At 65.2% G+C, this 20,049-nt stretch carries 21 protein-coding genes; 11 read left to right on the top strand and 10 right to left on the bottom strand.

Annotated elements, in window-relative coordinates; genetic code table 11:
* Window positions 1-193: 193 nt before the first annotated feature.
* Genes NMB96_RS02585 through NMB96_RS02575 form a run of 3 tightly spaced genes read right to left on the bottom strand, consistent with a single transcriptional unit; the run spans window position 194 to window position 2,554 of the window.
* On the bottom strand, window positions 194-697 hold the full coding sequence (locus NMB96_RS02585; protein ID WP_023902663.1) for a hypothetical protein: 504 nt from the start codon (window positions 695-697) through the stop codon (window positions 194-196).
* Window positions 694-1,551: a DUF2145 domain-containing protein gene (locus NMB96_RS02580; protein WP_374728742.1), complete on the bottom strand. Its 858-nt coding sequence runs from the start codon at window positions 1,549-1,551 to the stop codon at window positions 694-696. The genes NMB96_RS02585 and NMB96_RS02580 overlap by 4 nt, the downstream gene beginning before the upstream one ends.
* Window positions 1,552-1,606: 55 nt before the next feature.
* The gene (locus NMB96_RS02575; RefSeq protein ID WP_043889679.1) at window positions 1,607-2,554 is read right to left on the bottom strand and encodes a mitochondrial fission ELM1 family protein; all 948 of its coding nucleotides are present in this window, start codon (window positions 2,552-2,554) and stop codon (window positions 1,607-1,609) included.
* 136 nt (window positions 2,555-2,690) lie between these two features.
* On the opposite strand from NMB96_RS02575, the gene NMB96_RS02570 reads away from it, so the two are divergent.
* A complete protein-coding gene (locus NMB96_RS02570; protein WP_023902660.1) occupies window positions 2,691-3,281 on the top strand; it encodes a malonic semialdehyde reductase in 591 nt (196 codons plus the stop codon).
* Between the two features lie 90 nt (window positions 3,282-3,371).
* Entirely contained in the window at window positions 3,372-4,103 is a 732-nt protein-coding gene (locus NMB96_RS02565; RefSeq protein ID WP_023902659.1) for a YceI family protein, read from the top strand.
* Between the two features lie 577 nt (window positions 4,104-4,680).
* Here the strand turns inward: NMB96_RS02565 and NMB96_RS02560 are convergent.
* The 3 genes from NMB96_RS02560 to NMB96_RS02550 form a co-directional block, all read right to left on the bottom strand.
* A complete protein-coding gene (locus NMB96_RS02560; RefSeq protein WP_023905261.1) occupies window positions 4,681-5,469 on the bottom strand; it encodes a siderophore-interacting protein in 789 nt (262 codons plus the stop codon).
* 217 nt (window positions 5,470-5,686) lie between these two features.
* Entirely contained in the window at window positions 5,687-6,667 is a 981-nt protein-coding gene (locus tag NMB96_RS02555; protein ID WP_183086593.1) for an IS5 family transposase, read from the bottom strand.
* Window positions 6,668-6,862: 195 nt separating this feature from the next.
* Window positions 6,863-7,408, bottom strand: a complete 546-nt coding sequence (locus NMB96_RS02550) for a PadR family transcriptional regulator (RefSeq protein ID WP_043889471.1) — start codon at window positions 7,406-7,408, stop codon at window positions 6,863-6,865.
* A 367-nt stretch (window positions 7,409-7,775) separates the two neighbouring features.
* On the opposite strand from NMB96_RS02550, the gene mdcA reads away from it, so the two are divergent.
* From mdcA to NMB96_RS02505, 9 genes are all read left to right on the top strand, one after another.
* Window positions 7,776-9,422, top strand: coding sequence for a malonate decarboxylase subunit alpha (mdcA, locus tag NMB96_RS02545; protein ID WP_255086155.1), 1,647 nt, complete (start codon window positions 7,776-7,778; stop codon window positions 9,420-9,422).
* Between the two features lie 9 nt (window positions 9,423-9,431).
* Window positions 9,432-9,749 (top strand): malonate decarboxylase acyl carrier protein, encoded by a 318-nt coding sequence (mdcC, locus tag NMB96_RS02540; RefSeq protein ID WP_023905264.1) that lies wholly within the window; start codon window positions 9,432-9,434, stop codon window positions 9,747-9,749.
* A 124-nt stretch (window positions 9,750-9,873) separates the two neighbouring features.
* Window positions 9,874-10,776 (top strand): biotin-independent malonate decarboxylase subunit beta, encoded by a 903-nt coding sequence (locus NMB96_RS02535; protein ID WP_255086921.1) that lies wholly within the window; start codon window positions 9,874-9,876, stop codon window positions 10,774-10,776.
* The gene (gene mdcE / locus NMB96_RS02530) at window positions 10,767-11,471 is read left to right on the top strand and encodes a biotin-independent malonate decarboxylase subunit gamma (protein WP_023905266.1); all 705 of its coding nucleotides are present in this window, start codon (window positions 10,767-10,769) and stop codon (window positions 11,469-11,471) included. The genes NMB96_RS02535 and mdcE overlap by 10 nt, the downstream gene beginning before the upstream one ends.
* Before the next feature lie 2 nt (window positions 11,472-11,473).
* Entirely contained in the window at window positions 11,474-12,115 is a 642-nt protein-coding gene (gene mdcG / locus NMB96_RS02525; protein WP_023905267.1) for a malonate decarboxylase holo-[acyl-carrier-protein] synthase, read from the top strand.
* Between the two features lie 107 nt (window positions 12,116-12,222).
* On the top strand, window positions 12,223-13,047 hold the full coding sequence (gene mdcB / locus NMB96_RS02520) for a triphosphoribosyl-dephospho-CoA synthase MdcB (protein ID WP_043889897.1): 825 nt from the start codon (window positions 12,223-12,225) through the stop codon (window positions 13,045-13,047).
* A complete protein-coding gene (gene mdcH / locus NMB96_RS02515) occupies window positions 13,044-13,964 on the top strand; it encodes a malonate decarboxylase subunit epsilon (protein ID WP_023905269.1) in 921 nt (306 codons plus the stop codon). The genes mdcB and mdcH overlap by 4 nt, the downstream gene beginning before the upstream one ends.
* Before the next feature lie 158 nt (window positions 13,965-14,122).
* A complete protein-coding gene (locus NMB96_RS02510) occupies window positions 14,123-15,478 on the top strand; it encodes an SLC13 family permease (protein ID WP_023905270.1) in 1,356 nt (451 codons plus the stop codon).
* A gap of 79 nt (window positions 15,479-15,557) precedes the next feature.
* Window positions 15,558-16,277, top strand: coding sequence for a GntR family transcriptional regulator (locus tag NMB96_RS02505; RefSeq protein WP_183086634.1), 720 nt, complete (start codon window positions 15,558-15,560; stop codon window positions 16,275-16,277).
* A gap of 216 nt (window positions 16,278-16,493) precedes the next feature.
* Here the strand turns inward: NMB96_RS02505 and NMB96_RS02500 are convergent, their stop codons facing one another.
* The 4 genes from NMB96_RS02500 to NMB96_RS02485 form a co-directional block, all read right to left on the bottom strand.
* Complete coding sequence (locus NMB96_RS02500; protein WP_043889473.1) at window positions 16,494-17,117, bottom strand: HAD hydrolase-like protein; 624 nt, start codon at window positions 17,115-17,117, stop codon at window positions 16,494-16,496.
* A gap of 93 nt (window positions 17,118-17,210) precedes the next feature.
* Window positions 17,211-17,630 (bottom strand): STAS domain-containing protein, encoded by a 420-nt coding sequence (locus tag NMB96_RS02495; protein ID WP_006452511.1) that lies wholly within the window; start codon window positions 17,628-17,630, stop codon window positions 17,211-17,213.
* The gene (locus tag NMB96_RS02490) at window positions 17,627-18,058 is read right to left on the bottom strand and encodes an ATP-binding protein (RefSeq protein WP_023905273.1); all 432 of its coding nucleotides are present in this window, start codon (window positions 18,056-18,058) and stop codon (window positions 17,627-17,629) included. The genes NMB96_RS02495 and NMB96_RS02490 overlap by 4 nt, the downstream gene beginning before the upstream one ends.
* On the bottom strand, window positions 18,055-20,007 hold the full coding sequence (locus tag NMB96_RS02485; protein WP_225970203.1) for a SpoIIE family protein phosphatase: 1,953 nt from the start codon (window positions 20,005-20,007) through the stop codon (window positions 18,055-18,057). The genes NMB96_RS02490 and NMB96_RS02485 overlap by 4 nt, the downstream gene beginning before the upstream one ends.
* Between the last annotated feature and the right edge of the window lie 42 nt (window positions 20,008-20,049).

Raw genomic sequence — 20,049 nt, 5'->3', positions numbered from 1 at the left:
ATCCGCGCGTTGGCGCATGCCGGCCAGTGCGCGCGGGGCCGCCAGTGCCTGCACCAGCAGCACGGCGCGGCTGTTCGGCAGACAGTGGCCGATACACGCGCGCGCACCGCGCGTAACACGTGGTCTGGATACGTGAGGCGCCGTCAGCGACGCCTTATCGCAGCCGATAGCTGCTGTACGCAGCTTTGCAGCATCACCAGGTCTTGCTGCTGTTCTGCGCGGCCGCTTCTGCGGTCGGCACAAAAGCCAACGCCTGGCCTTGCGGCGAGTGCACGGTCCAGCCTGCACCGGCCGGGCTCGGCTGGAAGCGCACTGTCTCGCCGACATGGAAGCCTGCAGTGGGGTCGTCCTGGCGCGCCGGCCAGCGCAGCATGGCGGTGTTGTCGGCTTGCGCTGGATCCTGCAAGTGCACTTCGCAGCCGCCATCGGTGGTTTTCTCCACCGACTTCACTCGCATCGGCGGCAATGGCCCGGCGGAGGCCTTGTTCGATGCATCGCCGAGTGCTTCCGAGCCCCTGCCCACACTGTGGCCGACAGCGATCGACACGAATACCGGTGCAGACACCACCAGAATCGCCGACATCATCGAGGCATCGCCGCGCGTGATCGTGGTCAAGCCTGCGTGGGCCCGCATCGGTTGACCAAACGCGATGGCCAGCAACAGGCCAAGGCCGGCAGATCGAAGAGGGATGTTCATGGAGGCGCTCCGTGCGTGGTGACGCTGTGTGGAATGGAATGATCCTGCTGCAGCAGCTGATGTTGCTGCAGGAAATCGAACACCGACTCGACCGTGATCACCGAGTAATTGCCGGAGATACGCTCGCTGGCAGGATGGTCGGTGACGGCGGCATTGGCGACGAAAAAACGTGCGCCGATGCGCTTGCTCAGATCGAGATGCAGGCGCGTGGGCTGGTAGCCGTTACGCTTGAGCCAGGCTTGCGCGCTGCGCCGATCCTGCACCGGCGCCGGTGTCGCAGAAGGTGCATCGGTCGCCGCCAGCGCTGCTGCCAGCACTTCGAGCACCCATTGATTGGAGTTCTGATACTCGGTGGAAAACGGATAGGCAATCATGCTGTAGCGCGCTTCGTGCAGCGTGTGTGCCAGCGGGGCCGGATCCTGCAACAGCGTGTGTAGCTGCTGCTGCAATGCAGGCGCCAGCACGCCGACGCGCAGATCCGCATTGAGTGCGCTTTCGCCGATGAAGTTGCTCAGGCCTTCGCGATACAGCTCGGAGCTGTCCGACTTGCAGTGATTGAGCAGGTGCTTCACCCGCCAGGTGCCGTCGTCCTCGCGCAGCGCGAAGGCCAGGTGGCTGTGTTTCAAGCCGTAGCGGCTCAGATCCTGGCCGCCGCGTGCCAGCAGCACTACCTGCGCACCATCCACTGCATCCAGCGCCTGTTGGGTGGATTTGGCCATGTCGAACATCGCCGCCAGCGTGGCCGGTGTGGGGTAATGCGGGGTGCACACCGGCGCGGCAACGGCGGGCAGTGCGGCACTCAGGCACAGGAGCAACAGTGTTGTTGCAGGCCAGGTGCGTTGTTTGTCTTCCATCTGCATGCGGGTGCATCGTCCTTGTGTCTGCCCCGTGTCACTCACGGCCGCGCCATCATACGTGCACGCGCTCACGCACCAGGGTGGCAATGCGCTGGGTTTCACGCAATGGCTCAAGGTGCGGCTGCGCTGCGAACACAGCGCTTGCCTCGCATAGACGGCCGTGCGCTTGCAGTGCCCGAACATATGTCTCAACCCGCCCTTGTGCCTGATCGGCAAATGCTGCGGCCACCGGTACGCGCGTGGCGCAGGCTTCGGACAGCAGGTTGACCGAGTCGGCGCTGGCCACGATCGCATCGGCCCAGCCCAGCAGGCCGGCGTATGGATTTGGCCCATCGCGCGTATCGCACCACAGCAGGCCTGGCAGATCTGCGCACAGCTTGCGCAGCGTCGCCATTGCCTCCGGCGGAGTGCGTCGCGACGTGGTCACCAGCAGGCTGCCGCCGACCGCGTACAGCTGCTCGCGTAGCTGCGCGCACAGCGCCGCCAACGCCTGGGTCGTCCACGGCACATGTGCGGTGGGGCCGCCGATCAGCAGCGCCACGCGCGGGCCGGGCAGGGTGCCGAGCGTGGGGAACGCGGCGCGGCCAGCGGCGAGCCAGGCATCGTCCACCGGGTGCAGGCTGCCGAGCAGGGTGATCACGTTCGCGCCACGCAGCGCATCGTGCTCGGGCACGATCAGCAGATCCCAATGGCGCCGGTCCAGGCGCGGGTCCAGGACTTGCACCACCTGGCTACCGCGCGCGCGCAACAGCCGGGTGGCAAGCGCGGCCTGGCGTCCGCAGCCGATCGCCAGCGCCGGTGGCTGCTGCAATTGCCGGGCAAATCCGGGTCCGAATGCGGCCTGGGCGCCTGGTAACAGGCGCGGCGCAACCCAGCGCCAGGGCGCGCGGGCCTGCACATGCAGCGCGGTGACCGGCTCTGGCTGCAGCGCACGCGCCAGCGCCTCAGCCTGGCGTGCGTTGCCGGCGCGGCCATCGCTGACCGCCCAGGTCAGCGCCATCGTTTCGAATCCGACATAGATTTGTTTCAGATTGAGCGTGTGTTGCAGCAATCGCGTCACTCTACACTGCGGGTCTTCACACCTGGGCCGGTGCCGCACTCTACTGTCGCCCATTCCTTTGCCTTCCGGAGTCTCCATGTCCGACCTGCTCGACGCTGCCGTGCTGGATCAGCTGTTCCGCACAGCCCGCACGCAAAACGCCTTTCTCGACACGCCTGTCAGCGAAGACCAGCTGCGCCAGCTCTACGAGTTGGTGAAGTGGGGCCCGACGGCCGCCAACGGCTCGCCGGCACGTTTCGTGTTCGTGACCAGCCCGGAAGGCAAGCAGAAGCTCAAGCCAGCGCTGTCCGAGGCCAATGCCGCCAAGACGCTGGGCGCGCCGGTCACGGTGATCGTCGGTTATGACGAGCAATTCCACGAAAAGCTGCCCTACCTGTTCCCGCATGCCGATGCCAAGAGCTGGTTCGAAGGTTCGCGCGATATGCGCGTGTCCGGTGCGTTCCGTAACAGCTCGCTGCAGGGCGCCTATCTGATCCTGGCCGCACGTGCGCTGGGTCTGGATGCCGGCCCGATGTCCGGCTTCGACAATGCCAAGGTGGATGCGGCGTTCTTTGCCGGCACGCCGATCAAATCCAATTTCCTGATCAATCTCGGCTACGGTGACCCGGCCGCGTTGTATCCGCGGCTGCCGCGCCTGAGTTTTGACGAAGCCGCACGCATCGAATAAGCGCGCGTCCCCCTTTCCTGCAGTCCTCGTCCGTCTGCGTTCTGTCCCATCCGCGTTGATTCAACGCGTCTCTCATCACATGGAGTTTCAATGAAGACCACCCACAAACTGCTGCTGCCGCTCGCCCTGACCCTGGCCATTGCCGCCTGCTCCAAGCCGGCCGACAACGCCGCCGCACCGGCCGCCGAAACCCCGGCCGCCACCGCACCGGCCGATGCCGCTGCTGCCCCGGCACCTGCTGCCGCCGAGTCGACCGCTTCGACCGCGCCGGCCGTGACAGTGGCCTCGGGCACCTACACCCTGGACCCGAGCCACACCGACGTGCTGGCGCAGTGGAGCCACTTCGGCTTCTCCAACCCCACCGCGCATTTCGGCAATGTCGACGGCACCCTGGTGTACGACGCGGCCGACGTGACCAAGTCCACCGTGCAGGTCACCCTGCCGCTGTCCGGCTTGAACAGCTTCACCGCCAAGTTCGACGAACACCTCAAGAGCGGTGACTTCTTCGACGCGGCCAAGTTCCCGACCGCCACCTTCAAGAGCACCAAGGTCGAAGCGGCCGGCCCCAACAAGCTGACCGTCACCGGCGATCTGACCATCAAGGATCAGACCAAGCCGGTCGTGCTGGACGTCACCCTCAACGGTGCCGGCGAGCACCCGATGAAGAAGGTGCCGGCCGCTGGTTTCGACGCCACCACCACCATCAAGCGCACCGACTTCGGCGTGGGCCAGTACGCCCCGAACGTCAGCGACGAAGTGAAGATCCGCATCACCACCGAAGCGCTGCAGGCCAAGGCCGGTGACGCTGCTGCCGCGAAGTAATTCGCCGCGAAGGTGATGCATCGGTGCGCGTGATCGCACCGATGTGTGGAACGCAGGAGCCGTTCGATTGGCATCATGCGGTTCACTAAAGAAAAAACGGCGCTTCCCCATCTCGGTTGGAAGCGCCGTTTTTTTGGGCGTTGCGGTCGAGGGTGCGGTGTCCTCGCCGCTCGCGGGACACGCCGCAAGTACGTCCATGTAGGCTCGGTGGCGGCATCCATGCCGCCACACGGTCCCGCAAGCGGCAAGGACACCGCACCAGAGAGTTGATCGGGCGTTTGATGAAAGCCTACCTGTTGATCGCGTTGCGTTTTGCGTTGCGAAGCTGATCGGCCGCAGCGTTGTCCAAATAACACACCATGCCTTGCTTGCAACCATGCGCACCGACCATCTCGACTGGTCCTTGCCTGCCTACCGTCGCGGGACCTTACGCGGCATGGATGCCGCGTAAGAGCCTACACGGACGTACTTGCGGCGTGTCCCGCGATGGTAGGCAGGCAAGGGCCCTGCGGAAAATCCACAGATCAACAGCCGTCTGCTGGGGAAACTCAGCACCCAGAGGCCGCCATGCTGTCCGTTAGTGCGGAGCTGATTCAGCCTTCCAATAACCCTTCGCGCGCACCGACTCCTTGTCCACGCCATGGTGTTCTTCAAGAAACTTGCGCATCGCACGTGCACGCATGGATTCGGCGCCGATCCAGTAGAAGGTATCGCCATCGTGCGGCTCGTAATCGCGCAGGCTGTCTTCCAACAATGTGCTGCTGGCCGCATCGAAGCCGTTGCGTTCCAGCCAGTACACGTCCACGTCGGCGGCGCTGAGCAACTCCTGGCGTTCTGCGGCATCGGCGATTTCGATAAAGACTTCTGCATGCATGTCGGCAGGCATTGCTTCGAGCCAGCGGCCGATCGCCGGCAGTGCGGTTTCGTCGCCGATCAGCACGTAGTGGTCGTAGTCGTCGGCGACCAGAAATGAGCCGCGCGGGCCGCCGATCTTCAGCGTGTCGCCGGGCTGTGCGTGCGCTGCCCAGCTGGTGGCCACGCCGTCGCCGTGCAGCACGAAGTCGATGCTCAGCTCGCCGCTCTGCGGGTTGAATGCGCGCGGGGTGTAGTCGCGTCCCGGCGATGGCAGGGCGCCTTCGTCATAGCGCGGGCCTTCCGGCGTCATCGTCGGCAGCACGAAGGCGCCATCGGCATTGGGGAAGAACAGCTTGACGTGATCGTCCGGTGCGTCGCTTTGAAAGCCGGCCAGCTCGTTGCCGCCAAACACGATGCGGCGCATCTGCGGGGTGATCGATTCGCAGCGCAGCACCTGTACGGAGCGCAGGCGCGAGTCGCGGCGGATTTGGGTGTTGGTGTGGGTTGCCATGGGGGAATTGTTCCTGGATTGCCGGGTGTATGCGCGATGGGAAGAAGTGGGGAGTAACTGGCAAAACTGATGGCGCAATAAACAATCAAATAAACCAGCTAGGGATGGTCTGATCAACGGCATCGGAGGATGAGCCTAACCACATCGACCAGGCTGACGGCGCTCAGATCCTCGATTTTTTTGCCGTTTCCGGCGCGTTTGCAGGGTGTTGCCCGGGTTACAGGCGCACGTTCCCCATCGTCGGCAGTAACTGCTTTCGCTTCATCCACAGGTTCGATAGCGCAAACAAGGTCAGCACCTGCGCGGTGTTCTTGGCCAGGCCGCGATAGCGGACCTTGGTGTAGCCGAACTGGCGCTTGATCACCCGGAATGGATGCTCCACCTTCGCGCGCACGCTGGCCTTGAAGTGTTCCCAACGTCTTTCCCGAGCACGCTCGCGTTTGTTGCCGAGGGCTTGCATCGTCGAGGGCCTGGCGGCGATGAAGAATGCAGCCTTGCAGGCCTGCAGTTCTTCGCGTTTGTCCGCACCGGTGTAGCCGCTATCGCCGAACACGCTGTCTTCTTTGCCATGCAGCAACGTGTGCATCACCGTGACATCGGCGACGTTGGCGGCTGTGCAATGGACGTGGTGCACCAACCCGGAAAATTCATCCACGCCGATGTGCGCCTTCATCCCGAAATACCACTGATTGCCCTTCTTGGTCTGATGCATCTCAGGGTCGCGCGCGTTGTCGGCATTCTTGGTCGAACTGGGCGCCGCGATCAGCGTCGCATCGACGATCGTGCCCGACCGCAGGCTCTGGCCCTTGCGCGCCAGATGCGCGTTGACCGCTTCCAGCATCCGCGCGGCAAGGCCATGGGTCTCCAGCAGGCGCCGAAAGTTGAGAATCGTGGTCTCGTCCGGAACGTTGTCCAAGCCACCGAGCTGGGCAAACCGCCGCAAGGTCGGGATCTCGTGCAGTGCTTCTTCCATCGCCGGATCGCTCAGCGCATACCACTGCTGCAGCAGATGAATCCGCAACATCGTCGCCAGTGCGTACGGCTGCCGACCTGGCCGGCCCGATACCGGATAGTGCGGCGCGATCAGACCGAGCAGTTGCTGCCACGGAACCACCTGCTCCATCTCGGCCAGAAAGATCTCGCGCCGGGTCTGCTTGCGCTTGCCCAGGCCCTCAGCGTCACCGAACGTCAGTTGCATGGATCACTCCTCAACATCAGGCGGGTAGTGTCGCGTATCTGTGGTGCGTTGTTCAGAGGTTCCCTAGGCAAATAAACCAGCTAGGAGCAGCTGCTGTTAGCAATCCCTTCTCCCATCGGGAGAAGGTGCCCCGCAGGGGCGGATGAGGGTACGGGCGAAGCCTCGCGCAGTTGCAATGACACGTGGCACACGCACTCAGCCGTCTTCGCGCTCCATGCCGTCAGCGGCGGCGTTGAGTAGCGCAGCGATGCGTTCGGTTTCTGCTTCGGTCCACTGCCCGTGCCGCGCAAACAGGCCGTGCTTGATGCGGTGGATCGCCTCGCGAATCGGCGCCGGTGTCTGTGCCTTGATCAACTCGCGTGCGCGGCGATGCGTGCGTGCCAGCGCCGCGTCGAGTGCGTCGCGCTGCTGTGCCACGTGCGTGCGGCCGGCTTCGGTGACCTGATAGCGCTTGCGGCCGTCATCCTGAGCCGTCTGCACCCAGCCGTCGGTTTCAAGCTGGGCCAGCGCTGGGTAGATCGCGCCGGCACTCGGGGTGTACAGCCCTTTGAACAGCGCGGCGATCTGCCGCATCAGCTCGTACCCATGCCGCGGCTGTTGCTCGATCAGCGCCAGCAACAACAAACGCAGATCGCCATGCCCCAACGGCCGTGAGCGTCCACTTGTGCCGCGCTCTGGCGTTGGGTCGGAGGCCGCATCGGCGTCTGCGGAGATGTCGTCAGGTGGAGGACGCGTGTTCATTCGATATATCGAATCATGGCGAAACGATATATCGAATTCGCGCTGCTCGCAAGCGCTGACGCATGCGAGAACGCCTGGGCCGTGCGCCTTCTCGTCCCGATGGGCCTCGCCCGGCCGGTCCAGTACCACGCCGTCGACCACCGTGCCCACGCTAAGCAGAGCAAGGACCAGTCGGCCCGGTGCCGAACGACACCAAAGTCGACTTGCACCAAAGCCGGCCAGCACCGATGCCGAACGACCTCAACGCCGATCGACACCAAGGCCGACTAACCCCGAACTATGCTGCGCCGCGACTAGACAATGCCGAATCCCATAATTACCATGTAATTACTCGGACATTACGGGCATGGCCCGATGAGGCAGCCGCATGAGTCGACAGTGGGACACCCAGGCCGAGAGCCGGCGCCAGCGCTTGCAGCGCGCCGCCCCGCTTGCGCCGCAGGGGCGTGTGGTGGCGGCCAGCGATGTGGTGGCGCTGCTGGAAGCGGTGATCGAGCCGGGCGACCGCGTCTGCCTGGAAGGCAACAACCAGAAGCAGGCCGATTTCCTGGCGCGCTGCCTCACCGAGGTGGACCCGGCACGCGTGCACGACCTGCACATGGTGCAATCGGTGTTGTCGCTGCCCGCGCATCTGGACGTGTTCGAGCGCGGCATCGCCAAGCGGCTGGATTTCTCGTTCTCCGGCCCGCAGGCCGCGCGCCTGGCCGGGCTTGTCGGCGAAGGCCGCATCGAGATCGGTGCCATCCACACGTATCTGGAATTGTTCGGCCGCTACTTCATCGACCTGACCCCGCGCATCGCGCTGGCCACCGCGCAGGCCGCCGACCGCCAAGGCAATCTCTACACCGGCCCGAATACCGAAGACACCCCGGTGATCGTGGAGGCCACTGCATTCAAGAGCGGCATCGTGATTGCGCAGGTCAACGAGATCGTCGACACGCTGCCGCGCGTGGATATTCCCGCCGATTGGGTGGACTTCGTCACGCAGGCGCCCAAGCCCAACCATATCGAACCGCTGTTCACCCGCGACCCGGCACAGATCTCCGAGATCCAGGTGTTGATGGCGATGATGGCGATCAAGGGCATCTACGCCGAATACGGTGTCAACCGGCTCAACCATGGCATCGGCTTCGATACCGCCGCGATCGAATTGCTGTTGCCCACCTACGCCGAATCGCTCGGGCTGAAGGGCAAGATCTGCCGGCATTGGGCGCTCAATCCGCATCCGGCGCTGATTCCGGCGATTGAATCGGGCTTCGTGCAGTCGGTGCATTCGTTTGGCTCGGAACTGGGCATGGAGCACTACATCGCCGCGCGCCCGGACATCTTTTTTACCGGTGCCGACGGCAGCATGCGCTCCAATCGCGCGCTGTCGCAGACCGCCGGTTTGTATGCCTGCGACATGTTCATCGGCTCCACCTTGCAGATCGATCTGCAAGGCAATAGTTCCACCGCCACGCGCGACCGCATCGCCGGTTTCGGCGGCGCGCCCAATATGGGCTCGGATGCGCGTGGCCGCCGCCATGCCAGCGATGCCTGGCTCAAGGCCGGGCGCGAGGCCGCACGATCGGGCGAGATGCCGCGCGGACGCAAGCTGGTGGTGCAGATGGTGGAAACCTTCCGCGAGCACATGGCGCCGGCCTTCGTCGACAAGCTCGATGCCTGGGAACTGGCCGAGCGCGCCAACATGCCGCTGCCGCCGGTGATGATTTACGGCGACGACGTCAGCCATGTGCTGACCGAAGAAGGTATCGCCAACCTGCTGCTGTGCCGCACGCCGGAAGAGCGCGAGCAGGCGATTCGCGGCGTCTCCGGTTACACCGCCGTCGGCCTGGGCCGCGACAAGCGCGCGGTCGAAAACCTGCGCGATCGCGGTGTCATCAAGCGGCCGGAAGACCTGGGGATTCGTCCACGCGATGCCACGCGCGACCTGCTCGCTGCGCGCACGGTCAAGGATCTGGTGCGCTGGTCCGGTGGGTTGTACGACCCGCCGAAACGTTTTCGCAATTGGTAGGGGCACGGCATGGAAACCCTGCGGTATCGCTTCGATGGCCAGCACGGCGCACGCGCCGGGCTGGAACATGCGCTGGTCGGCGTGGTGGCCTCCGGCAATCTGGAAGTGCTGGTCGAGCGCGTGCCGCTCAATGGCGCGATGGAGATCGAGATCCTCACCGCTGCGCGCGGATTCGGCACGATCTGGCAAGCGGTGCTGGACGATTTTGCCGCACGCCATCCACTGCGCGATGTGCGCATCAGCATCAACGATGTCGGCGCCACGCCGGCGGTGGTGCGTCTGCGCCTGGAGCAGGCGATGGATGCCTTGCAGGGAGCCGACGCATGAGCCGCCCCTTTCACCCCGTAGGAGCGCACCCGGGCGCGACGGGCGTTCCCGGTGACGCTTCGGTCGCGCCCAGGTGCGCTCCTACGCCTGTCGTCGGGAGATACGTATGAGCACCACCATTCCCATGGCCAAGCGCAGCTATTACGAGGCCGATGCGCGCGAGCGCATCGATGGCGTGCTGGATGCCGGCAGTTTCCGCGAATTCGTCGGTCCGCGCCGTCGCCTGATCAGCCCGCATCTGGCCCAGTTGGACACGCCCGGCGCCTTCGATGACGGCATCGTCGTCGGTGACGGCACGCTGCGTGGGCGCAACGTGCTGATCGCCGCGCAGCAAGGTGCCTTCATGGGCGGCGGCGTCGGCGAGGTGCATGGCGCCAAGCTCACCGGCCTGCTCGAACGCGCCGCAAAAACGCAGCCGGCAGCGGTGCTGCTATTGCTCGACACCGGCGGCGTACGCCTGCACGAAGCCAACGCCGGCCTGATCGCGATTTCCGAAATCATGCGCGCCACGCTAAGCGCACGCGCTGCCGGCGTGCCGGTGCTGGCCTTGATCGGCAGCGGCAACGGCGCCTTCGGCGGCATGGGCATCGTGGCGCGCTGCTGCAGCGCGGTGATCATGTCCGAAGAAGGCCGCCTGTCGTTGTCCGGCCCGGACGTGATCGAAACCGTGCGCGGCGTGGAAGAGTTCGACGCGCGCGATCGCGCGCTGGTGTGGCGCGTCACCGGCGGCAAGCATCGCTATCTGCTCGGCGAAGCGCAGACCTTGGTGGCCGACCGCATCGCCGCATTCGCCGACGCGGCTGCCCATGCGCTGGACACACTCGCCGAGCCGGAAGGCGAGGCCGCATTGCAGGCGCTGGAACTTGCGCAGCAGCAATTGTCCAAGCGCATTGAGGCCTACGGCGATTGCCGCGACGGTTTGGAGATCTGGCAGCGCCAGGGCATCGTCGATGCGCAGCGCCTGCCGTTGCTGGACACCGACGCCTTCCTAGCTGCCACTGCCGACCGGAGCATTCCATGGAACTGAGCCAACTGCTGGATCAGCTGTTTCCGCTCGGTCACGCCATCGCACGCAACGACGATGTGCTCACCGGCAGTGCGATGACCGCTGCGGGCGAGGTCACCGTAATCGGCACCACCAATAAATTGGAAGTCGGCGTGGACCACGCACTGACATTGGCCGCCACCGTGTTGGCGAGCACACGTGCACATCCGCAACGGCCGATCGTGATGCTGGCCGACACCGCCGGGCAACGGCTCGCGCGCCGCGACGAATTGCTCGGCATCAACGGCTATTTCGCGCATCTGGCACGGTCGCTGGATCTTGCACGTAGGCGCGGTGCGCGGCTGGTCACGTTGGTGTATGGCGAATCGGTCAGCGGCGGCTTCCTCTCGTTCGGCTTGATGGCCGACCATATCCACGCCTTGCCCGATGCACAGATCCGCGTGATGGATCTGCGTGCGATGGCACGTGTGACCAAGCAATCGGTGGACACCTTGCAAGCGCTGAGCAAGAGCTCGCCGGTGTTCGCGCCGGGTGTGGAAAATTACGTGCGCATGGGCGCGGTGGAGTCGTTGTGGGAGGGCGATCTGGCGCAGGCGTTGCTCGATGCATTGGCCACGCCCAGCGACGGCGACCAACGTCGTACGCTTGGCGCACAACGTGGCGGCCGTACGTTGGCGCGCGATGTTGCCGCCGCCGTGGCAGCCGGCGAGGCCTGAGCATGCCCGGCCGCCACGCACTGGTGTGGTTGCATCCCGACGCGCGCTGGCAGGCGTTGACGCCGGGTGCGCATCCGCGCCTGCAGCAGTGGTTCGCCGCCGGCCTGCCAGCGGTGGTGGCGCGTGGCGACGGCAGCGAAGCACCCGGCACACTGCGGCTTGGCGTGCCGCTGCCGCCGAGCGAAGGCAAGCAGCGTCTTGCGTTAAGCGCCAGCAGTGTCGATATCGCACGCAGCACCGCACCGCTGCTATTGGACGCAGTGATCGCACACGCGCCCAGCGACATGCGGCCGGCATTGCAGGCCTTGCTGGCGCAGACCCGGGCCAATGCATTGCAGCCACGCGTTTTCGGCAGCGTTGCATGGCAGGCACTCACCGGGCTTGCGTATGTGCACGCGCAGTCGGATCTGGACCTGTTGTGGTCGATCGAAACACCCGAACAAGCGCATGCGGTGGTGACATTGCTGCAGCGCTGGGAACAACGCCATGGCCTGCGTGCCGATGGCGAATTACTGCTGGCCGACGACAACGCAGTGAACTGGCGCGAATATGCCGGCAGCGCGCAGCAGGTGTTGGTGAAATCCAATCAGGGCTGCCTGTTGGCGTCGCGCACCGCGTTGTTTCCTGTGTGGAGCGCGGCATGAGTGCGCTGGCGAAAAATGTTGCCGATGCCAAGGCCGAGACCGCATGTACGCATGGCGATATTCAAGATCGTGCATCGCTGCAGGGCACATCGCGTCTCACCAGCGGCATGGCAAATGCACTGGCGCACCGACTCGGCCGCCTTGCAGTGCTTGCCTTGCACGCAGAACTGGCCTGCGCACCAAAACCTGGCCTGGTCACCCCGTTCGATACCGGTAGCCACACCGATATGGACGCGGCCACCTTTCTGCGCAGCCTGTTCGCGTTGCGCGGCTACTTTGTCGCGATTGCGCAAGCCGGCATCGACAACGCCCCGTTCGCACGCCTGCGTCAGCTCGGCATCGCTGCCGAAGCGGCGATGCTGCGCGCCACCGGCGGCATCAATACCCATCGCGGCGCGATTTTCAGCCTCGGCTTGCTCACTGCGCAGGCGGCGCGCTTGCGTGTCGCGCACGGGCGCCGTCCCACTGGTGAAGCGGTCTGCAACGCGGTGCAGGCGTGGCGTGATGCATTGCAGGCTGTGCCGCTGAATCCGCACAGCAATGGTCAGCGTATGCGTGCGCAGTATCAGGTCAGTGGTGTGCGCGAGCAGGCCGCAGCCGGCTACCCGCTGTTACGCGAAGTCGCGCTGCCGTGCCTGCGCGCTGCATTGCACAGCGGCGCCACGCGCGAGGCGGCATTGGCGCAGACGCTGATGCAGTTGGTCAGCGAAGTGGACGATCTGAATCTGCTGCATCGTGGTGGGCAGGAAGGGCTGGCCTACGCAAAAGCGCAAGCAGGTGCCTTCCTCACCGACGGCGGCATCGCGCAACCGCAGTGGCGCGATTGTTTGAACGCCATCGGTAAGCAATTTGTTGCCCGTCGTCTAAGCCCGGGCGGCAGCGCCGATCTGCTGGCCTGCGCCTGGTTTCTGCACCTGCAGGAAAGCGCATGACGCTCGCCGTGCTATGCCCAGGCCAAGGCGGTCAACACGCCGGGATGTTCGCGCGTGTCGCCGACGCACCCGCTGCGGCCAGCGTGCTCGCTGCCGCGACCGAGCTGCTCGGCACCTCTGTGCAAACGCTTGCCGCAGACCCAAGCCGTTACGCCAATGCCATTGCACAACCACTGGTGTGCGCCGGCACGCTGGCGCAATGGCAGGTAATGCGTGAGCAGCTGCCCACGCCATTATTGGTACTCGGCTACAGCGTCGGCGAGCTCGCCGCGCATGCGGTGGCCGGCAGCATGGACATCGATACCTGCCTGCAGCTGGCCGCCACCCGCGCACGCCTGATGGACGCGGCCAGCCCGGACAATGCCGGGTTGATGGCGGTGGTCGGCCTGCCACTGCGCGCGCTCGAAACGCTATGCCAGACCCATGGCGCGGCACTGGCCATCATCAACGGTGACGATCACGCCGTGCTCGGTGGCCCGCACGCTGCGCTGCAAGCGCTTGGCGACGCTGCACAGGCGCAGGGCGCACGCATCACGCTGCTGCCGGTCAGCGTGCCGGCGCATACGCCGTGGTTGCGCGCGGCCGCCGACGCATTCGCCATCGCATTGAAAAACGCAGAGATCACTGCGCCCAAGCTGCGCGTGCTGGCCGGTATCGATGCGCGTGCAGTCACCACGCAGGCCTCGGTGATCGACACGCTGGCCGCACAGATCGCGCAGACCGTGCGCTGGTACGACGTGCTGGTGCAGGCCGCAGAACGCGGCGCACGCGTGTTTCTCGAACTGGGGCCAGGCAGCGCATTGGCGCGCATGGCGCGGGAGGTATTGCCGGACTGCGAGGCGCGGTCGGTGGACGAATTCAACAGCACCCAAGGTGTTGTCGAGTGGGTCAACGCCGCGTGCGAGCGCGCGGCATGAGGTAACGCTAGGAGAGGCCAGCAACGCGTAGCGAGCAGGCAACCGCCTGGCAGCTACGCATCGGTGTTGTTGGCCGCTCCTGGTGTCTGACAGGGCGTGACCCTTGGGTGGCGGGTGGCCATCCGTGCTGTACGCGTATCAGGTGTCTGGGAGGGCGCATGACCCCGCAAATTGCAACGATTCTTGGCTTGGTGATCATGTTCATCGTCGCCACCGCATTGCCCATCAACATGGGTGCGGTGGCCTTCGCGCTGGCGTTCATCATCGGCGGCGTGTGGGTGGGGCTGGACGGCAAGGAGGTACTGGCCGGCTTTCCGGGCGACCTGTTCCTCACCCTGGTCGGCATCACCTATCTGTTCGCCATCGCGCAGAAGAACGGCACCATCGATCTGCTGGTGCATTGGGCAGTGCGCGCGGTACGCGGGCGTATCGTGGCGATTCCATGGGTGATGTTCGTCATTACCGGGTTGCTGACTGCATTCGGTGCGCTTGGGCCGGCGGCAGTGGCCATCATCGGCCCGGTGGCATTGCGCTTTGCCAAGCAGTACCGCATCAACCCGTTGATGATGGGCCTGCTGGTGATCCATGGCGCACAGGGCGGCGGGTTTTCGCCGATCAGCGTGTATGGCGGCATCACCAACAAGGTGGTCGAAAAGGCCGGGCTGGACGTCACCGAGATGGCGGTGTTCCTCACCAGTCTTGGTTTCAACCTGATGATGGCGATCATCTGCTTCTGCGCGTTCGGCGGGCTCAAGCTGATGCGTCGGCAGGAGGTCTCGTTGGCGGATGCGCAATACGTGGCGGTGGCCGACGATCAAGCCTCCAAGCGGCCGTTCGCGATCGAAGGGCATGGCTCCTTGGTCGCCGCTGGCGGCGGCACGCTGTCGACCAATCCGCTGGCGCTGGAGGCTGTCGCCATCACCCGCGATCGCTTGATTACGTTGGTGGGCTTGCTGGGTCTGGGTGTCGCGGCGCTGATCTACAACCTCAATGTCGGTCTGGTGTCGATCACCGTTGCTGTCGTCCTCGCATTGATCTCGCCCAGCGCGCAGAAGGGTGCGGTGGATGGCATCAGCTGGTCCACGGTGTTGTTGATCAGCGGCGTGGTCACCTACGTCGCAGTGCTGGAAAAAGCCGGCGCGGTGGACTACATCGGCACCGGCGTCTCGCATATCGGCATGCCGTTGTTGGGCGCGCTGCTGGTCTGTTATGTCGGCGGCATCGTGTCCGCGTTCGCATCGTCCGCAGCCGTGCTGGGCGCCACCATTCCGCTGGCGGTGCCGTTCCTGATGCAGGGTCAGCTGGGTGCGGCCGGGGTGATCTGCGCGCTCGCGGTGTCTTCCACCATCGTCGATGTCAGCCCGTTCTCCACCAACGGCGCGCTGGTGGTGGCTTCGGCCGCGAAAGAGGAGCGCGACGCGCTGTTCCGCCGCTTCCTGGTCTACAGCGGGCTGGTGGTGTTGTTGGGGCCACTGACCGCGTGGCTGCTGTTCGTGGTGCCGGGCTGGCTGTGAGCCGGCATGCGCACAGCGGCGGAGTGGGGCGCCCCCGTAGAATGGGCGGCCCTGCTCCGACGCTAACGACCTGCCCGCCATGACCCTCGCCCCTGATTCGCGCACCGCCAAAAAGCGCGTACCGCTGTACGAGGAAGTGGCCGAGCGCCTGCGCCAGAAGATCTACGACTACGCGTTGCCACCGGGCGAGTGGATCGACGAGCCGGCCCTGGCCGAAGAACTCGGCATCAGCCGCACTCCGCTGCGCGAAAGCCTCAAGCTGCTCGCCGCCGAAGGCCTGGTGCAACTGGACGCCGGCCGCGGCAGCCGGGTCACGCGGTTGACGCTGGAAGATCTCAACCAGCTGTTCCCGGTGATGGCCATGCTCGAAGGCCGCTGCGCGCACGATGCGGTCAAGCGTATCGATGCGGCCGGCGTGCAACGCCTGGAAGACCTGCACGCAGCGATGGAAGCCGCAGCCGACGTTGGTGATCTGGCCGAGTACTACCGCAACAATTATCTGATTCATGAAACCGTGCAGCAGTACGCCGGCAATCCGTGGTTGATCCGGGTCACCCACGATCTGCACCGCATCCTCAAGATGCATCGTGGCCGTCAGCTGCTGACGCCGGGACGCATGGCGCAATCGTTGGCCGAGCATCGTGCATTGATGGAGTGCGTGCGGCGCGGCGATGCCGAGGGCGCAGAGCGCACGATGCACGGGCATCTGTTGAGCCAGGGGCAGGCCTTGGCGGCGTATGTGGCAGCGGGCGGCATGTTGAACGTGCCTGCACCCTTGCCGCGGGTCGGCGGGGTGTAGAGGCGCCGTGGCGAGCCGCTTAAAGCAGTTGGCTTGATCCCAGGTGCGCCTGATGCTCCTACCCTTCTCCCTCCGGGAGAAGGTGCCCGAAGGGCGGATGAGGGTACGTCCGCACGTAGCGCTGGGAAGCTCTTGCTCTTGCGACTCCCGAATCCCAAATCCCAAATCCCAAATCCCAAATCCCAAATCCCAAATCCCAGCCATTGAAAAACCGGGCTACTGCACACCCAACCCAAGCAACCCGTCCACACGTTCAATCAACTGCGTCCCAGCCAACCCGGCAAACACCTCCGGGTGCGCATAGCCCCACGCCACCGCAGCAAACGGCAACCCCACCACTTGCGCCGCTTCCCAGTCGGCAACCTGGTCGCCCACATACACTGCCTGCGTCGCGCCATACCCGGTGGCGCGCAGTACACGACGCAAGGCGCGTTGCTTGCCCAGCAGATGCGCACCACCGTCGATCACGGCAAACTTCGCGCTCAAGTCCTCGCCCAAAGCACGTTGCACATTCTCCACCGAGTTGGACGACACCACGGCCAGACGCGTGCCTTGCGCATGCAGCGTCCCCAGCACCTCAGCAATGCCGTCGAACAACGCCATTGGCGGGGCGGCGCGCATCAGGCGGATAAAGTCGGCGGCCACCAGCGGCACGCGCCAGGCACGCAGCCCGGAGGCCTTCAACAGCTCCCGCGTACTCAGCCGGCGAGCATCCTCCACCTCGTGCGCTTGTGCCGCACGGAAACCGTGCCGCTCGGCCAGCACGCGCTGCGTGCTCAAAAAGAAACCGAACGAGTCGGCCAGGGTGCCGTCGAAATCGAAAATGATCAGTGCGGGCATTGCAACGCAAGTATCAGGGCGTCTTAGCCTAACCAATGCCGCTGCCGTGCCATACGCACACACGTCACTACATGTACGCGTAGGCGATGCCGCTTACACTTCGGCGAAGTGCGGCAGGATCGGGTTGTCGCCGTCGGCGTGCTGTTCGATGACCTTGCGCTGCATCGCGGACAGATACGCATCCAGCTCTTCGGTGGAGGCGAACACATCGCTCAGCGGCACCGCCTTGACCATGTCGAAGACCTTGCGGATCTGCGGCTGCGGGTTGGTCACCAGCAGCTTGCCCTGATGGGTCGCCAGCGCCTTGCGCACCTTGAAGATGCTGCGGATGCCGGCGCTGGAAATGTATTCCAGCGCGGTCAGGTCCAGCACCAGGGTGACGATGCTGGTGCCCAGCAGTGGCGACAGCGCCGCATCCAGGTCCTGGTAGGTGTGGGAGTCCAGGCGCCCGGTCAGGATCACGCGTTGACGGGTGTCTTGCGGCGGGTCGATCTGGATGGCGAGCGTGGTCATGGCAGTGCCTCGGGGACAGGGGCGTACGGATGCAGCAAGGTGATACGCACGACGTTATATGCACCATCGCGACGGTAGTCGATGTGATCGGCGAACTGATGCACCAAAAACAACCCCAATCCGCCGATCGGCCGATCGTCGAGCGCGGCATCCAGCTCCAGCTCGGGCAGCGCACGCGGGTCGAAAGCGCTGCCCGGGTCGCTCAGCTCCAGTACCAGCGCCTGCGCGTCCAGCTGCAGCTGCAGGCGTAAGGGCTGTTCGGCGCATTGGCCGTGGGTGAGCGCGTTGCAGCCGAGTTCTTCCACGATCAGCCGCACCTGGCCGATGCGCGCTTCGTGCAGGCCTTCGCGCATCAGCGAGTCTTCCAGCGCGTCGTTGGCGCCGGCCAGTTGGGCCAGCGACGGCGCGATGGCCAGTTCGAGCTTCATCCGGTCGTTGCCTTTCCGGGACCGTCCCGGCCAGCGTCTGCCACCGGCTCAGCATGCTCCTGGCGCAGCCGGATCGCCAGCAGCGTGATGTCGTCGTACGCATCGGCCTGGCCGGTGAACCCGGCGATGTCGTCGATGACCGCCTTGCACTGTGCCGCCGCGCTACGGCGCGGATGCAGCGCGGCCAGCAGCCGCTCCAGCCCGTAGCTGGCGCCGTATTCGTCCATCGCCTCGGTCACGCCATCGGTATAACCCAGCAGGGTCTGCCCGGCGCGCATGCGGCCCTGCAGCACCGGGTACGCCAGCTGCGGCTCGATGCCCAGCGGCGCACCGGTTTCCAACGGCAACGGCCGCACCGTGCCATCCAGGTCGATCAACAGCGGCGGCTCGTGCCCGGCGCTGGCCAGCCAGTATTCGCCGCTCACCACATTGATCACCCCGCACAGCACGGTGGCGAACATGCACGGCTCGTTGTTCTCGGCCAGCCGCGTGGAGGCGGCGATCAGGATGGCGTCCGGGCGCGTGTGCCGGCGCGCGGCGATTTCCAGCACGCTCACCGCGCGCGCCATGAACAAGGCGGCCGGCACGCCCTTGTCGGAGACATCGCCAATCACAAACCACAACAGCCCCGGCTCGGTCTCGATGAAGTGGTAAAAATCGCCGCCCACCGCCTTGGCCGGTTCCAGCCAGGCGCAGGTTTCCAGATGCGAGTTTGCGCGATCGAAGGTACGCCCGGACGGCAGCATCGCCTGCTGGATCTCGCGCGCAATCTGCAGCTCGCTGTACATGCGTTCGCGCGCAGAGGTCATCTCGCCGATCTGCGCGATATGGTCGCGGATCGCACCGCGTGCGCTGTCGAACGCACGCGCCATCACGCCCACTTCGTCATCGCGCTCGATATGCCGCAGCGGGTACTCGAATTCGCCACGGCGAAAATGCTCGGCGGTATCGGTCAATTCCTCGATCGGCCGCGTCAAGGTGCGCGTGATCCGCCCCATCAACCACCACCACACTGCCGCGCCCAGCAACGCCGCCAACGCCACCCATGCGGCCAGCCAGTTCAGGCCGGCCAGCACGTAGTTTTCCGATGCGGACAGCACAAAGGTCCAGCCGCTGCGTCCCACCGCCGCGCTATGGGTCAGGAAGCGCTCGCCATCGGGAGCGGTGTGCGAGAACGAGATCGGCTGACCCGCCGCCACTGCACGCTGCAGCGGCGCCAGGTCCGGGCGCGAACGCGCCACGTAGGTAGCGAGCGTGTCATGCAGATTGAGCGCGGGGTCGGGGCTGAACATCACCATCCCCTCCGGCGACAACAGCATCGGCCGGATGCTGATGTCGTGCGGCAACTGGTCGATGATGGCGCGCAGATGTTGCAGCGGCAGATCCACGCTCACCATGCCCACCGGCGCCGCATCCACCGCATCGCCCGGCCGGCGCAGCGGCAGGTTGTAACTGGTGTACAACTCGCTGCCGCCATTGGTGTTGATATACGGCTCGGACCACCATGCACGCCCTTCGCGCTGGGTGCGCAGGTACCACGGCATTGCGCGGTAGTCGTCGCCCAGCTCCTGCACCGATTTTTCCAGCACGCGGGTGCCATCGCGATGCACGTACCAGACAAACCCGGTATCGCGGGCTTTTTGCGTGCGCGGCTCGATGATCAAACGCGCCGCGCCAATATCCGGGTCGCCACTGAGCGTGGCCAGCAACAACGCACGCAGATTGAACGGCTGCAGCCCCACCGCACCGCTGCTGGCCGCCAATGTGCGGCCGCTCACCTGCACCGAATCCAGCATCGCTGCCAGGCTGCGCGCGGTCTGCTCGGTCAAGCCATCCACTTCGGTGCGCGCGGCCTCCACCAATTCGGCACGGGCGCCCAGATAAAACACCGTTCCCAGGACTGCCAGCAGCAGTACCAGCACTGCGGTGGCGGCCAGCAACACGCGCATGCGCAGGCTGCGCCGCCAGTGCACGCGCGGGGTGACGGCCAC

Origin of the sequence: Xanthomonas hortorum (assembly GCF_024339125.1) — a bacterium.
GTDB lineage: Bacteria > Pseudomonadota > Gammaproteobacteria > Xanthomonadales > Xanthomonadaceae > Xanthomonas > Xanthomonas hortorum.
Note: the sequence above shows the minus strand (reverse complement) of the source record. Positions and strands in the feature narration are given on the sequence as shown.